This window comes from Thermus tenuipuniceus, assembly GCF_002964845.1.
GTDB classification, from domain to species: Bacteria; Deinococcota; Deinococci; order Deinococcales; family Thermaceae; genus Thermus; species Thermus tenuipuniceus.
The window spans coordinates 16474-30062 of sequence record NZ_PRDA01000062.1 but is presented as its reverse complement, the minus strand read 5'-3'; the positions used below and the strand labels follow the sequence as shown (position 1 = coordinate 30062).

The 13589-nt window shown below is 66.1% G+C and carries 14 protein-coding genes and 1 pseudogene; 7 read left to right on the top strand and 8 right to left on the bottom strand.

Annotated features, from left to right (window positions below; genetic code table 11):
- The 3 genes and pseudogenes from C2847_RS12955 to C2847_RS11320 all read right to left on the bottom strand — a co-directional run.
- Window positions 1-151 (bottom strand): annotated as a pseudogene (locus C2847_RS12955) (N-acetylglucosamine-6-phosphate deacetylase); the annotation flags it as partial.
- A 9-nt stretch (window positions 152-160) separates the two neighbouring features.
- On the bottom strand, window positions 161-1198 hold the full coding sequence (locus C2847_RS11325) for an anhydro-N-acetylmuramic acid kinase (protein WP_105318450.1): 1038 nt from the start codon (window positions 1196-1198) through the stop codon (window positions 161-163).
- Window positions 1195-1872 (bottom strand): GntR family transcriptional regulator, encoded by a 678-nt coding sequence (locus C2847_RS11320; RefSeq protein ID WP_105318449.1) that lies wholly within the window; start codon window positions 1870-1872, stop codon window positions 1195-1197. The genes C2847_RS11325 and C2847_RS11320 overlap by 4 nt, the downstream gene beginning before the upstream one ends.
- Window positions 1873-1925: 53 nt before the next feature.
- On the opposite strand from C2847_RS11320, the gene C2847_RS11315 reads away from it, so the two are divergent.
- Genes C2847_RS11315 through lysA form a run of 7 tightly spaced genes read left to right on the top strand, consistent with a single transcriptional unit; the run spans window position 1926 to window position 9513 of the window.
- Entirely contained in the window at window positions 1926-2903 is a 978-nt protein-coding gene (locus tag C2847_RS11315) for a serine hydrolase domain-containing protein (RefSeq protein ID WP_105318448.1), read from the top strand.
- Window positions 2900-3760 (top strand): N-acetylmuramic acid 6-phosphate etherase, encoded by an 861-nt coding sequence (locus C2847_RS11310; RefSeq protein ID WP_105318447.1) that lies wholly within the window; start codon window positions 2900-2902, stop codon window positions 3758-3760. The genes C2847_RS11315 and C2847_RS11310 overlap by 4 nt, the downstream gene beginning before the upstream one ends.
- Window positions 3757-5268 carry a glycoside hydrolase family 3 N-terminal domain-containing protein gene (locus C2847_RS11305; RefSeq protein ID WP_105318446.1) on the top strand — a complete coding sequence of 504 codons (1512 nt, stop codon included), beginning with the start codon at window positions 3757-3759 and terminating at the stop codon, window positions 5266-5268. The genes C2847_RS11310 and C2847_RS11305 overlap by 4 nt, the downstream gene beginning before the upstream one ends.
- Window positions 5265-6539, top strand: coding sequence for an ABC transporter substrate-binding protein (locus C2847_RS11300; protein ID WP_105318445.1), 1275 nt, complete (start codon window positions 5265-5267; stop codon window positions 6537-6539). Before C2847_RS11305 ends, C2847_RS11300 begins: the two co-directional genes overlap by 4 nt.
- Before the next feature lie 22 nt (window positions 6540-6561).
- Window positions 6562-7524, top strand: coding sequence for a carbohydrate ABC transporter permease (locus tag C2847_RS11295; protein ID WP_105318444.1), 963 nt, complete (start codon window positions 6562-6564; stop codon window positions 7522-7524).
- Window positions 7521-8348, top strand: coding sequence for a carbohydrate ABC transporter permease (locus C2847_RS11290; RefSeq protein ID WP_105318443.1), 828 nt, complete (start codon window positions 7521-7523; stop codon window positions 8346-8348). Before C2847_RS11295 ends, C2847_RS11290 begins: the two co-directional genes overlap by 4 nt.
- Window position 8349: 1 nt before the next feature.
- Window positions 8350-9513, top strand: coding sequence for a diaminopimelate decarboxylase (gene lysA, locus C2847_RS11285; RefSeq protein ID WP_105318442.1), 1164 nt, complete (start codon window positions 8350-8352; stop codon window positions 9511-9513).
- Window positions 9514-9803: 290 nt separating this feature from the next.
- Here the strand turns inward: lysA and C2847_RS11280 are convergent, their stop codons facing one another.
- From C2847_RS11280 to C2847_RS11260, 5 genes are read right to left on the bottom strand one after another with little or no spacing between them, the layout of a single operon-like run.
- On the bottom strand, window positions 9804-10370 hold the full coding sequence (locus tag C2847_RS11280) for a hypothetical protein (protein WP_105318441.1): 567 nt from the start codon (window positions 10368-10370) through the stop codon (window positions 9804-9806).
- The gene (locus C2847_RS11275; protein WP_341865808.1) at window positions 10345-11397 is read right to left on the bottom strand and encodes a HAMP domain-containing sensor histidine kinase; all 1053 of its coding nucleotides are present in this window, start codon (window positions 11395-11397) and stop codon (window positions 10345-10347) included. The genes C2847_RS11280 and C2847_RS11275 overlap by 26 nt, the downstream gene beginning before the upstream one ends.
- On the bottom strand, window positions 11294-12298 hold the full coding sequence (locus C2847_RS11270) for a response regulator transcription factor (RefSeq protein ID WP_341865807.1): 1005 nt from the start codon (window positions 12296-12298) through the stop codon (window positions 11294-11296). The genes C2847_RS11275 and C2847_RS11270 overlap by 104 nt, the downstream gene beginning before the upstream one ends.
- Window positions 12295-12735 carry a hypothetical protein gene (locus C2847_RS11265; RefSeq protein ID WP_105318439.1) on the bottom strand — a complete coding sequence of 147 codons (441 nt, stop codon included), beginning with the start codon at window positions 12733-12735 and terminating at the stop codon, window positions 12295-12297. The genes C2847_RS11270 and C2847_RS11265 overlap by 4 nt, the downstream gene beginning before the upstream one ends.
- An 11-nt stretch (window positions 12736-12746) precedes the next feature.
- A complete protein-coding gene (locus tag C2847_RS11260; RefSeq protein WP_105318438.1) occupies window positions 12747-13538 on the bottom strand; it encodes a cytochrome c3 family protein in 792 nt (263 codons plus the stop codon).
- Window positions 13539-13589: the final 51 nt, after the last annotated feature.

The following is a 13589-nucleotide window of genomic DNA, read 5'->3' as shown; positions in this document are numbered from 1 at the left end:
GGCCACCTCCGCCGTGGACGTGGAGGTCCAGGAAGCCAGGGAGGAGGTAGGGGCCTTCCACGGGGGCTTCCTCTACGGCCTCAACCTGCTCGGAGAAGTGGAGCCTTCCCCGGACGAAGCCCGTGGGGGTGAGGATGTGGCCTTCCAGCATGCTTTCCTCCTAGGGTGCCACCACCTGCCCGGCCCGCAGGTCCCGGCCTCCCGTGGCCCGGCCCAGGACGTTCACCTCTCCCAAGCGGTAGAGGTAGCCCAGGAGGGCGAAGGCCAAGGGCTCCCGCACCTTGGGATTTTCCATGACCGCCACGGGCAGGTGTTGGGCCAAAAGCCGGACCAAAACCCGGTTCCGCGCCCCGCCTCCCGCCAGCAGGACCTGGTCCACCTCCCCCACAAACCGCCGGTAGGCCTCGAGGACGCTCCGGGCGGTGAGCTCCAGGAGGGTGCGGAGGAGGGCGGCGGGGTCTTGGGGGAGAGGGCGGAGGGCGTCAAGGCGCCACACCTCCCGGCCCGTGGTCTTGGGTGGGGGGAGCCCGAAGTAGGGGTGGGCAAGCCAAGCCTGGAGGGCCTCCTCGTCGGTGTGGGCTCCTTCCGCCAGGGCCACGGCCTCCTCCAAGGAGAGGCCCAGGGACTCTACCGCCTCGTCAAAGAGGCATATCCCGGGTCCGGTGTCGAAGGCCAAGAGGGTGCCGGGGTCTTGGTCCTGGAAGGAGGTAAGGTTGGAGATGCCCCCCAGGTTGTGCACCGCCATCCGCCTTCCCACCTCCCCGTAGAGGAGGAGATCGGGGTAGGCCACCAGGGGGGCGCCCTGCCCCCCTGCCGCCAGGTCCACCGCCCGGAAGCCATAGACCACGGGGACTCCCAGGCCCAGGGCCAGGTAGCTGGGTTCCCCGAGCTGGAAAGTGGCCCTGGGTGGCTCATGCCAGATGGTCTGGCCCGAAAGGGCCACCAGCTCGGCACTTCCCCTGAAGGGGAACGCAGCTTCCAGATAGAACCGCCCCAGGTCGTGGTGGAGGAGGGCGATTTCCTGGGTGTCCGCGTGGCGCATGGCCCGGAGTACCCGCATCCGCAGCTCCTCCGGGTAGGCCACCTCCCGGTGGGCCAGGACCCGGTGAGCCACCTCCGGAGGGGAGCCTGTGAACTCCGCCAGGACCAGGTCCACCCCGTCGGCGCTGGTTCCCGACATGAGGCCCAGTATCCTCATGAGAGCTCCACCAGGAGCTCGTACCGGTCCGCCCGGTACCAGCTCTTCACCCGTTCTACGGGCCTTCCGTCCTGCAGATAGCTTATCCGCTCCAGGTGAAGGAGGGGGCTTCCCGGCTCCACCCCAAGCAGCCTGGCCTCTTCCCGGGCGGCCACGGCCCGGAGGCGTTGCAGGGCGCGCACGGGCCTCAAGCCCTTGGCCTCGAGGGCCTGGTAGAGGGAACCTGGGGGGACCTCATCCAGGGCCCAGGCGGGCAGGGTGGCCCGTTCCAGGGCCATGGGCTCTCCGTCCGCAAGCCTAAGGCGCACCAGGCGGAGCACCTCTTCCCCTGGGGAGAGGCCCAGGGCCATGGCCTCTTCTGGGGTGGCAGGGCCTTTCTCCACGCCCAGGACCCTGGTGCCGGGCTTCATACCCAGGGCCTCCATTTCCTCGCTGAAACCCCTGAGCCGGGTGCGGAAGGTGGCCCTTTTGGCCACAAAGGTGCCGCTTCCTTGCCGGCGGACCACCAAGCCTTCCTCCTCCAGAAGGTCCAAGGCCTTGCGCACGCTATCCCGAGATACCCCGAAGGCCTCGGACAAGGCCCGTTCCGGGGGGAGGGCGTCCTGGAAGTTGCCCTGAAGAATACCCTCCCTGAGCCGTCGGGCCAGTTCCAGGTAAAGGGGGCCGTGGGCCATGGCGATATTCTACCACTTGCCTACCAATAGCAGGCCGTTATACACTTGGGGCCATGCGGGCCAGGGCCCTTTTGGAGGAGGCGGTGACCAGGGGTATGGTTGCTGGGGCAGCCCTTGGGATAGTCCATGCGGATGGCCGTAAGGAGGTCTTCCACCTGGGGTTGGCCCAAAGGATACCCGAACCGGTTCCCCTGGAGGAGGGTTTCTACTTTGACCTGGCAAGCCTTACCAAACCGCTTTTCACCTTGCGGGAGGTGCTGAGGGCGGTGGAGGAGGGCCTTTTGGATCTGGATGACCCCCTCTCCCAGCACCTCCCCGAGATACTCTGGCTTCAGGACCATCCCCTTAAGGGGGTAAGCGTGCGGGCTCTTTTGGCCCATACGGCGGGCCTCCCCGCCTGGGAGGCTTTGTACACCTGGGGGGAAGGGGAGGTTTTAAAGGCCCGGGTGCTCCAGCACCCCTGGCCCTTGGGCGAACCTCAGTACTCGGATATCGGCTACATTCTCCTGGGCCTTCTCCTGGAACGCCTAAGGGGTAAGCCCCTTGGGGCGTTCCCTTTACCCCCTGGCCTTAGCTTCTCCCCGCCTCCAGAGCGGAGCGTGGCCACGGAGCTTTGCCCCTGGAGGAAGCGGGTGCTCCGGGGAGAGGTGCACGATGAAAACGCCTTTGCCCTTGGGGGGGCAGCCGGGCATGCAGGGCTTTTCGGCACCCTGGGGGGCGTTCTGGACCAGCTTGCGGCTATCCTGCGGGGCACCTGGCTTTCCCGGGCCGCCCTGGAGGAAATGCAGAGGCCCCACGGGGAAAGGCTTTTGGGTTGGGAGAGGAAGAGGCCCGGCTGGCAAGGGGGGAGCCTGGCTTCGGAAAAGGCTTTCGGCCACACGGGCTTCACCGGGGTGGGGGTGTGGGTGGACCCGGAGCGGGGGTACGCCTGGGCTCTTCTGACCAACGCCGTGCACCCGACCCGGCACCGGTCCTCCCTGGCCCCCCTGCGCCGGGCGGTGGGAAATGCCCTGGCTGCGGAGGTGTCATGACGGAAGGCGTGGCCCAGCGCTACCGGGACCTGGACCTCTGGCCCGCAGGGGAGATCCTCGAGGCCCTTTACGAGGCCCAGCTCCGGGCCGTGGCCGCCCTTAAGGAGGCCCTTCCTGCCCTGGAGAAAGCCGCCGGGGCCGCGGTGGAGCGCCTACGGGCAGGGGGCTACCTGGCCTACGCCGGGGCAGGGACCAGCGGGCGGCTGGCGGTGCTGGATGGGGTGGAGCTCCTGCCCACCTTTGGCTTCAGCCGGGTGCGCTTCCTCTTGGCCGGTGGGGAAAGGGCCTTTTCCGAGGCGGTGGAGGGCGCGGAGGATGACCTCGAGGGGGGGCTAACCCTGGGAAGGAGTGTGGCTCCCGAGGATGTCCTCCTGGCGGTGGCGGCCAGCGGCCAGACCCCCTTTACCCTCGGGGTACTGCGGGGGGCCAGGGAACAGGGAGCCCTGACCGTGGCCCTGGCCAGCAATCCCGGAACCCCCCTCCTTCTGGAGGCGGACCATCCCATCCTTCTCAACACCGGGCCCGAGCCCATCGCCGGGAGCACCCGCCTGGGGGCAGGTACGGCCCAGAAGGTGGCCCTGAACCTCTTTTCCACCCTGGTGATGGTGGGTTTGGGCCGGGTTTATGGGAACCGCATGGCCCGCATGCGGGTGCAAAACGCCAAGCTCCGGACCCGGGCCGCGGAGATGGTGAAGGAGATGGCGGGGGTTTCAGGGGAGGAAGCGAAAAGGCTTCTGGAAGTCTACCGGGACCCCGCCTTGGCGGCCTTGGTGGCCTTGGGGCTGGGGGCGGAGGAAGCCTTGGCCCTCCTGGAGGAAAAGGGGGTCAGGGGGGCTTTGGCGGAGGTGAGGAGGTGAGGCTTTTGGCCATCCTGGCGGGAATGGGTATGGCGGCGGCCCAGGCGGGAAACTTTCTCATTGTGAGCTTCAAGGGGGAAGAGGTACCGGTGGCCCTTCTCAAGGAGGTCCGTCCCGCCGGGGTCATCCTTTACCCCTCCAACCTCCGCCGGGATTCCCAGGGGGTGGTGGCCCGTCTTAGGGCCTTGGATCCCAACCTGCTTCTCCTGGTGGACCAGGAGGGGGGGCCCTTTACCTCCTACCGGGAGGGGGTGGTGCGCTTCCCCTCGGCCATGGCCCTTTCCGCCAGCGGGGATGAGGGCCTGGTGGAGCGGGTGGGCTGGGCCCTGGGGTGCCAGGTGCGGCGGCTTGGGGCGGATGTGAACCTGGCGCCGGTTCTGGACGTGAACACCAACCCCGACAACCCCATCATCGGCCTTCGCTCCTTCGGCGCCGACCCCGAGCGGGTGGCCCGCATGGGCCTGGCCTTTGCCCGGGGGGTTTTGCGCTCCGGGGCGAAGCCCGTGGGCAAGCACTTCCCCGGGCATGGGGACACAGGGGTGGACTCCCACCTGGACCTACCCCGGGTGGATAAGCCCAAGGGGGCCCTGGAGGGGGCGGAGCTCCTTCCCTTCCGCCGCTATGTGGCCGCGGGGATGCCGGCCGTCATGGCTGCCCACATCCTCTTTCCCGCCTTGGATCCCCAATACCCCGCTACCCTTTCGGCCAAAATCCTCACAGGCTTGCTCCGGAGGGAGATGGGCTTTACCGGGGCCATCCTTACCGATGACATGGCCATGGGGGCCATCAAGCGCCACTACGGGGCGGGGGAGGCGGCGGTTTTAGCCGTGAAGGCCGGAGCCGATTTGCTCCTTCTGGAACCCGATGAGGCGGCCATCCGGGAGGTGCACGCCCGGCTTTCCAAGGCCCTGGGCCAGGAGATTCCCCTTTCCCGGGCGGAGGAGGCCAGAAGGCGGGCTCAGGGCCTTAAGGCAGGCCGGGGGGAATGCCCTTTCACCCCAAAGGAGGAGGAGGCCTTGGCCCTCGAGGCGGCCCGGCGGGGGGTGGTGCACCGCTTTGGCCCCCTGCCCATACCTGGTCAGGGAACCTTGGTCTTGGGCCTGAGGATCTCCGACCGCTACGGGGCAGAGCCCACCCTGGCGGACCTTGCCCCCCAGTACCTTCCCGGAAGCCGGGGGCTCATCCTTTCGGAGGATCCCACCCCTGTGGAGATCCAGAAGGCCTTGGCGGAGGCCAGGAAGGCGGAGCGCCTGGTGGTTTCCACCTACCGCTGGCTCGGGGGATTCAAGGAGGGGCAAAGGGCCTTGGTTAAGGAGCTTTTGGCCCTTGGCAAACCCCTTTACCTGGTAGCCTTGGGCAATCCCGACGATCTCCGCTTCCTCCCTGGGAGGCCTGCGGGCTATCTGGCTACCCACGGCTACCGCGCGGTCCAGATCCGGGCCGCGTTGGAGGCCCTCGCAGGGGCGTATGCCCCTACGGGGCAATGGGTCTTTGGAGGTGAACCATGAGAAGGTGGGTTGTGGCTGTTTTGGCGGTGCTCCTAGGGCTTGCGTCTGCCCAGAAGCTGGTCCTGGCCAGCTGGGGGAGCCAGGAGGAGATCAAGGCATACCAGGAGGTGCTTAAGGTCTTCCAGGAAAAGAACCCGGGCATCCAGGTGGAGTACATCAACATCCCCTCCGCCGAGTACCTGGCCAAGATCACCGCCATGATGGCGGCCGGTACCCCGCCGGATGTCTTCTTCCTCAACAACATAGACTTCCCGGGGATGGCCTCGAGGGGCGTGCTGGCTCCCCTGGACGCCTTTATCCAGCGGGACAGGTACCCCACCGCCGATATCTTCCCGGGCATCCTCAAGGCCTTCCAGTGGGAGGGAAGGCAGTACGGCCTGCCCCGGGACGTCTCCAACCTGGTGGTCTTCTATAACCGCACCCTCCTCAAGAAGGCGGGCCTGCCCGATCCCAAGCCCGACTGGACCTGGGAGGATTTCCTCCGCTATGCCAGGGCCCTCACCGTGGAAAAGGATGGCAAAAGGGTCCAGTGGGGGGTTTCCTTCCAGACCTTCTACCTCTTCTGGGAACCCTGGGTCTGGAGTGCGGGCGGGCGGTTTTATGGCCCTGACCACAGCCGGTTCCTGCTGAATAGCCCGGCGTCCCTGGAGGGCTTGCAGTTTTATCTGGACCTCCGCTACAAACACCACGTGGCCCCCACTCCCGAGGAGGCCCAGGACCGCGGGGCCTTCACCATGTTCCTAAACGGACAGACGGGGATGATCGTGGACGGGCGCTGGCGGGTACCCACCCTTAAGGCCCGGGCCAAGTTCGACTTCGACGTGGTGCCCTTTCCCCGGGGCAAGGCAGGAAGCATCGTGGACATAGACGGCTCCGGCTGGGTGATAGCGGCCGGTTCCAGGAACCCGGAGGCCGCTTGGAAGCTCCTTTCCTTCCTGGCCGGCCCTGAGGCCAACCGCATCTTCACCAGGACCGGGCTCATCATCCCCGCCCGGGGGGTAGATGTGAAGAATGTGGACCGCAGCATCCAAAACCTCAAGGACTTCTTCGTGCCCCCGCCTCCCAAGAACCAGCAATACTTCCTCACGGTAAACCGCACGGCAAGGCCCACGGAAACCTTCGAGCGCTGGAACGAGGCCCTGCAACTCATCAACAAGGCCTTGGAACCCGTGTGGCAGGGTAAGGCGGAGCTGAAGGCAGCCCTGGACGGCGTGGCCCCCCAGGTGCAGAAGATTCTGGACGAGGTCCAGGCGGAGCGCAAGAAGCGCTAGACCCTAAGGCCAGGAGGCCCTCATGCGCGCCTACTACCGATTCCCCTTCCTCTTCCTCCTGCCCTCCTTGGTGGGCTTCCTGGCCTTCAACCTGGGGCCCATCCTCACCAGCCTCCTCCTTTCCTTCGTCGCCTACGATGGGTTGAGACCCCTTGGCCTGGCCACCTTCCGGGAAAGCTGGGTGGGCTTGGAGAACTACCGCCGGCTCCTCGAGGACCCCGTCTTCCACAAGGCTTTCGTCAACACCTTTTTCTACGTGGCGGTGGCGGTGCCCTTGGAGATCGGGTTGGCCTTGCTCCTGGCTTTGGGTTTGAACCGCCCTTGGCCCGGGGTGCGGTTCATCCGCACCCTCTACCTCTTGCCCACGGTGACCAGCGTGGTGGCGGTGGGCCTCCTTTGGCGCTGGATCCTGAACCCCACCGTGGGGCCAGTCAACCTCTTCCTGCGCTGGGTGGGGGAGAGGATGGAGGGTGTCTATGGCCTCTTGGGGTTAACCCCTCCCTCGTGGGTGGCGTGGCTGGCCCGGGAGGGACCCGGATGGCTTTCCGATCCAGCCTGGGCCATGTGGGGGGTGATCCTGGCCTCGGTGTGGGCCGGGGTAGGGTTAAGGATGCTGATCTTTCTGGCGGGACTGCAGAACATCAACAGGGAATACCTGGAGGCGGCCAGCCTGGACGGGGCCAACAACCTGCAGCGCTTCTTCTACGTGGTTTTGCCCCTCCTTTCCCCCACGGTGTTTCTGAACACCCTTCTCGCCATGATCGGCGGTTTCCAGGTGTTCGGCCTGGTGTACACCATGACCGGGGGAGGGCCCTTGGATTCCACCAACGTGCTGATGCTCTACCTGTACCGCAAGGCCTTCGGCGTCTTTCCCTTCGAGATGGGGTATGCTTCGGCCATCGCCTGGGTCCTCTTCCTCATCCTGTTTGCCCTCACCTACCTGCAGTGGACCCTGCGCAAGCGGTGGGTGGTGGAGGAAGCATGAGGCTTTTGGGGAAGGTCTGGGATTCCCTCGTCTACTTGGTCCTCCTGGCCGGGGGGGTGAGCATGCTGGTGCCCTTCTTCTGGATGGTCTCCACCAGCCTGAAGGCGCCGGGGGCGGTGTTTGACCTGCCCGTGGAGGTCTGGCCCAAGGAACTCCACTGGGAAAACTACCAGCGGGTCCTCACCAGCGTGCCCTTTAGCCGCTGGTACCTGAACTCCCTCCTAGTGGCCCTGGGCCTCACCCTCTTGAACCTGACCAGCGGGGCCATGGGGGGGTACGCCTTCGCCCGCTTCCGCTTCCGGGGCCAGGGGGCGCTTTTTCTCCTCTTCCTCGCCACCCTCATGATCCCGGTGCACGTCCTCATCATCCCCCTCTTCATCCTCATGCGGAACCTGGGCTGGGTGGACACCTACTACGCCCTGATCCTCCCCGGGCTCTTTGACGCCTTTGCCATCTTCCTCATGCGCCAGCACTTCCTGCACCTGCCCAGGGAGCTGGAGGAGGCGGCCATCATGGACGGGGCTACTCCCTGGCAGGTGTACTGGAGGGTGGCCCTTCCCCTGGCAGCCCCTGCCTTGGCCACCTTGGGTACCTTCACCTTTTTGGCGGGCTGGAACAGCTTCCTCTGGCCCCTCATCGTCACCAACTCCCTGGAGATGCGCCCTTTAACCGTGGGCTTGGCCGTTTTTCAGGGGCAGTTTTCCACGGAGTGGACGGTGCTCATGGCCGGGCTTACCCTGGGCACCATCCCGCCCATCCTGGTCTTTCTCCTGGCCCAGCGCTACTTCATCCAGGGCCTTACCCTGGGAAGCCTGAAGGGGTAGGATGCTGGATCCAACCTTTCAAAGAGCCTTGCGGGAAGCCCTGGATCGGTATCCCACCCCCTTTTACGCCTACGACTGGGGGCGGGTCCGGGCCCAGCTGGCGCGCCTGAGGGAGGCCTTCCCTTTTGCCCGTTTTTTCTACGCCTTGAAGGCCAACCCCCGTCTTGGGCTTCTTCGGCGCCTCAGGGCCCTTGGCCTCGGGGCCGAGGCGGTTTCCCTGGGGGAGGTGCTCCGGGCCTACCGGGCGGGCTTTGGCCCGGACCAGGTGGTGTGGAACGGCCCGGTTAAGACCCCGGAGGCCCTTGCCACCCTGAAGGGGCGGGAACCCCTTGTGGTGCTGGACTCCGAAGGGGAGGTGGGGCGGGTGGCCCGGTACCTTCCCGGGGCCAGGGTGTTGTTGCGGGTGAACCCGGACCTCCCGGTGAACACGCACGGGCACCTGGCCACGGGCAGGGGGGAAAGCCAGTTTGGGGTGTTGCCGGAGGCGGTGCCGGGCTTGGTGAGGGCCATCCGGGGAAAGGGGTTGACCTTTTGGGGCCTTCACCTGCACCTGGGTTCGGCCTTGAGCCGGGTGGAGGATTTCCTGGAGGGCTATGGGGTCCTCGAGGCCCTTCACCCCCAGGTGGGGCCGGTGGAGGTCTTGGACCTGGGAGGGGGGTTTGGCCTGGACCTTCCCCTTGCGGCCCTCCAGGAGCCCATGGAGCGCCTGGCCCGGCTTTACGGAGCCCAGGTGTGGCTGGAGCCGGGCAGGTACTTGGTGGCCGAGGCGGGGGTCTTGGTGTCCAGGGTGGTGGGCGTGAAGGAAACCCGCAGGCGGTATGTGCTCCTGGATGCCGGTATGACCAGTCTTATCCGGCCTGCCCTTTACGGTGCCCGTCACCCCGTCCTGCCCCTTTACCCAGGGGAGGGGCGTGAGGAAGGGGTGTTTGACCTGGCGGGTCCCGCCTGCGAGGCGGGGGACATCCTGGCCCGGGGGGTGCGCCTGCCCGTGCCCCGGGAGGGAGAAGCCTTGGCGATCCTCGAGGCGGGCGCTTACGGGAGCAGCATGAGCCTCCCTTACCTGGATACCCCAAGACCTTTGGAGCTTCTCTGGACTGGGGAGGGGTGGGAGGTGCTTAGGGTACGGGATCCCTGGGAGAGGCTTTGGGAGGGGGAGGAGGCCTAAGGGCCCACGCTCCATACTTGCCTCTAGCCAGTTCCTTTGCACCTCCAATTGACCCTCGAGGAGGCCCGGCTGCGAGAAGACCCGCGGTACAGCCTCCACTTGCGCCCGGTAGGGACGGCGTGGCGGCGGGTGAAGGGGTGGTTCTTGCCGTGGCGGGGCGTTGCGGGAGTTGGGGGAGCGTTTGGGGAGGAAGGATCGCCTCAACGTCATCGCTCAAACAGCCAGTACGACCTCGAGGCCGCCTTGAAAGACTAAGGACCCCGTTGAGGCTTGCGCCCCGATGGGGGTAGTTAGTCCCCTCCCTCAAGACGCCGGATCAACCTCCCAGTTTTGCCCTCCAGGGCTAAAAGCCACCATCCCTCCTGCGGAGGGCGGGGGAGGCTGAGGCCCTTGGGCACCGCTTGCCAGGTTCCTTGCCGGTACCGGGCCACCAGGGAGGCCTGTCCGCTGTACCCGGGCAGAACCCGCCAGAGTACTCCGCCCTCTCCCCACCAGGCCCGCACCGGTCCCTCCCTTAGGCCCACCAGGCTTCCGGGGCCCTGGTAGTAGGCCCAGACAGCCGGGCTCAGCACGGTGAGGCCTTCCGGGCCCACCTCCACCACCATACCGGGGGCCAAGTAGGGGAGAAGGGGGGTGCGCACCCGCAGGGCCCGGCCGCCAACCCAAAGGGTGTCCTCCTCGACCCCCTCCACCTGGCCGTAGTAACGGAGGGCGCGCTGATCCTCCTCCTTGGCCTTGTCCCTGCGGCTTTTCTCCTCTTCGCCTTTCTTTTTCTTTTCCTCTTCGCCCCACGCCGGGGCCAAGAAGACCATGACCACGAGGAGGAAGAGCTTAACGAGAATGGTTCGCCGCCTCACCGCGCCACCTCGGAAGCCTCAAGCGTGCCCGTAAGCCTGGGCGGGCGTTTTCCAGTTCCAGCTTCCCGCCCAGCCGCTTCACCCCTTGCTCCACCAAGGCTAGGCCCAGGCCCAGCCCTTCGCGTTCTTTCCGCTCCCGGAAAAAGGGCCGGGTCAGGTGGGGTAGGGCTTCTTCCGTGACCCCGGGCCCATGGTCCCTCACCTCTATGACCACCTCCTCCTTTCCTCCGCAAAGGCTGATCTTCACCGGGGGTGCCCCGTGGCGAAGGGCGTTTTCCAAGAGGTTATCCAGCATCCTTTCCAGCAGAAGGGGATGGGCCAGGATCCAGGCTTGCTCGGCAGGTCCTGGGTCCATCTGGCCTGGCCCTGGGCCGCCTTCCGTGGAGGGAAGGCGCCGAAACCGCACTCCCGCCTGACCTTTCAGGTAGTCTCTCAGAAAGCCCGTAAGCTCCAGGGGAAGCGGGTCTACCTCCAGGTCCCCCTCCGCCCGGCTCAAGGCCAGGAGTCCCTCGAGGGTCCTTTCCATGCGGGCCAGGGCGCCTTCCAGGTGGGGGAGGACCTGTTCCAGGGGAAGAAGGCCTCCCTTGAGTGCCTCCACCTGGCTCCGTAGCACCGCCAGGGGGCTCCGGAGCTCGTGGGACGCGTAGCGGGTGAGGAGCTTTTCCCGTTCCAGCGCTCCCCGTACCGCCTCCACCAGGCGGTTAAAGCTATGGATGACCCGGGCGAGTTCCCGCTCCCGGGCCGGGGCCAGGGGCTTGGGAAAGCGCAGGGCAGAGAGGCTTTCCACCGCCTGGGCTAACTCCCGGAGAGGCCAGGAAAGAACCCCGGCGAAGTAGGACCCGAGGAGGGCGGCTAGGAGCAGCAGGGGCAAGAGGAGGCTCAGGCTTGCCCTGAGATAGGTGCCAAGGGCTCGCCGGTATTCCTCAACCCGGAGGTAGACCTCCAGCGCGTACTCCTTCCAGGGGACCTTGGCCGTGCGCCAGGCTTCTCCTTCCCTGGGGGCGAAGCCTCCTTCCAGAACGGGCACTCCATCCCGGGAAAGGCGGAAGCCGAAGACGTAGTGGGTTCCCAGGAAGACATCCCCCTGCCTGAGCCTGGGGCCTGTTTCGGTGATTTCCAAGGCTTTCAGGACCCGCCCCGTGACCTCCGAGAGATCCAAGGCGATGTCCCGCTCCACCAGGTTGCGGAAGACCAGGTACCCCAACAGGAGGGAGAGGAGGCCGGTAGCGGCGGTCACAAGGAAGAAGGCATAGGCTAAGCGGACCCTGAGGCTCATGGCTTCCCCAGGCGGTAGCCCCCGGGTACCCGTTCCACCACCCAGGGGCGAGGCTTTGACGAAGCTTTTGCACGTACACCCGGAGCACCGCATCCGTTTCCGCTCCCGGGAAGAGCCGCTCGAGGAGTTCCTCCCGGCTAAAGGTCCTATCGGGGTTTTGCGCCAGAAGCTCCAGGAGGGCGAAGGCCTTGGGGGAAAGGGCCACCTCCCTTCCGCCCAGGGTTACCCGTCTGGCCACTAGGTCTACCTCCAAAGGGCCTCTTCGCAGGAGGCGCCCCTTGAAATCGGCATTCCTACGGGCCAGGGCTTTGACCCGGGCTAGGAGTTCCTCCAGGTGGAAGGGTTTCACCAGGTAGTCGTCCCCGCCCAGTTCTAGGCCGTGGATGCGGTCCTGCAGGGCATCCCTGGCGGTGAGGAAGAGGATGCCCCCGCGGAAGCCCCCTTGGCGCAGGGCCTCGGCGAAGCGGAAGCCCGTGTCCTCCCCCTCGGGCAGCATGACGTCCAGGATGAAGACGTCAGGCTCCCCCTCGGCCAACAGGCTCCAGGCTTCCTCGAGGTTCCTAGCCCCGAGGGCCTCGTGTCGCTCCCGCCGCAAGAGGGCCAGGATGGGCTCCAGAATGCCCGGCTCGTCTTCCACCACCAAGATCCTCATGGCTTCCGGGCGCGAAGGGCTAAGGCTCCAAGAAGCCCGAGCCCACTCAAGGCTAGGGGGGCCAGGGGTGGGGGAGAGCCTTCCTTTTCCCCTTCCCTCAAAGGCCCGGGGTAGGCGGGATATTCCCACCCCTCCTCGTCCACCAGCCGGACCACGGAAGGGGAGAAGGCCTCCAGGGCTTCCTGCATGTGTTCTACCAGGCCCAAAAGCCCTATGCCCCCCACCAGGAGGAGAAGCCCCGTGGCCCAAACCCTTCCTCTCGGGAACCCGAGGCCGAGGAGGATGGCCCCTGCTCCTATCCCGGCGGCTAGGGGTGCCAGGATGCGGATACCCTCCGTGTGGTCCGTCAGAACCAGCTCTGCTAAGACGGTGAGGAAACCCAAGCCGGTGAAAAGGGCCACCATATCGGGAAATCGCTTTTGCAGCACTTCGCCCATGACCTTCCTCCCTAGTCTCGCTTGCTCCAGGCTTTTCCGTCCAGCCCATGGCAGCAGGCGCAGAAGTTGGCGGGCAGGATCACGTTAAAGGCCTTCTTGTCCTCAGGGTTTCGAATCAGGGCTAGCTGGGCCTTCTGGAAGGCCTGCGTCTGGGCCACCTCCTTGGCGGAGATGCTCAGGGCCCCCCGGTGACAGGCGGCGCACTCCTTGGCCCCGCTGTGTTCCGCCCTGTCCCCGTGACCTTGGGTGAAGTTTTGCCCGTGGTCCTTAGGAGCATGGCACTGGGCGCAGGAGGCGTCGCCTTTGCGGCCAAAGGCGGTAAAGATGGGGTCCTTAAGGGGACTTTGGCCTCCGGCCAGCTTACTGGGGCGGGTCTTGCCGTCGTGGCAGGTGGCGCAGAATCGTCCCAAGGAGGTGGCCCCGTGGGGCTCGAGGGCCGGAGTAGGCGCCATGCTCCGCCAGGTTTTGCTCTCATCTAAAGCGTTGTGGCAGGTTTCGCAAGTGCTTCCCTTGGCCCCAAGGGCGGCGAAGTGCCGCTCGTGACTGAAGACCACCCGGCTGGCTTCCTTGGGCTGGAAGACCTTGACCAGATCCTGGGGGGGGTGCCACTGCCTTTTGGGCTTTAGGCGTCCTCCTTCCACCCCCACGTACTGTCCGGGGATCAGGGGAAGCCCTGGGGGTAAAGGGGAGCCATCCGAGAGGAAGGCCCTGTTCTGGTCTGCGTCCCAGCGCACATAGAGGTAGCGCTCTCCCTCGCTGGCTAGGGCCAAGCCCAAAAGGAGAAGGGGCCAAAGCCGCTTCACCTTGCCACTCCCTGGCCCTTGACCCGCACCACCACCCGGTCCTGGACCCGC

Excerpts from the sequence above, each read along its gene's own strand:
- C2847_RS11270 (WP_341865807.1), bottom strand. The coding sequence starts at position 12,298 with ATGAGGATCTTGGTGGTGGAAGACGAGCCGGGCATTCTGGAGCCCATC.
- C2847_RS11295 (WP_105318444.1), top strand. The coding sequence starts at position 6,562 with ATGCGCGCCTACTACCGATTCCCCTTCCTCTTCCTCCTGCCCTCCTTG.
- C2847_RS11265 (WP_105318439.1), bottom strand. The coding sequence starts at position 12,735 with ATGGGCGAAGTGCTGCAAAAGCGATTTCCCGATATGGTGGCCCTTTTC.
- C2847_RS11310 (WP_105318447.1), top strand. The coding sequence starts at position 2,900 with ATGACGGAAGGCGTGGCCCAGCGCTACCGGGACCTGGACCTCTGGCCC.
- C2847_RS11325 (WP_105318450.1), bottom strand. The coding sequence starts at position 1,198 with ATGAGGATACTGGGCCTCATGTCGGGAACCAGCGCCGACGGGGTGGAC.
- C2847_RS11320 (WP_105318449.1), bottom strand. The coding sequence starts at position 1,872 with ATGGCCCACGGCCCCCTTTACCTGGAACTGGCCCGACGGCTCAGGGAG.
- C2847_RS11300 (WP_105318445.1), top strand. The coding sequence starts at position 5,265 with ATGAGAAGGTGGGTTGTGGCTGTTTTGGCGGTGCTCCTAGGGCTTGCG.
- lysA (WP_105318442.1), top strand. The coding sequence starts at position 8,350 with ATGCTGGATCCAACCTTTCAAAGAGCCTTGCGGGAAGCCCTGGATCGG.
- C2847_RS11290 (WP_105318443.1), top strand. The coding sequence starts at position 7,521 with ATGAGGCTTTTGGGGAAGGTCTGGGATTCCCTCGTCTACTTGGTCCTC.
- C2847_RS11315 (WP_105318448.1), top strand. The coding sequence starts at position 1,926 with ATGCGGGCCAGGGCCCTTTTGGAGGAGGCGGTGACCAGGGGTATGGTT.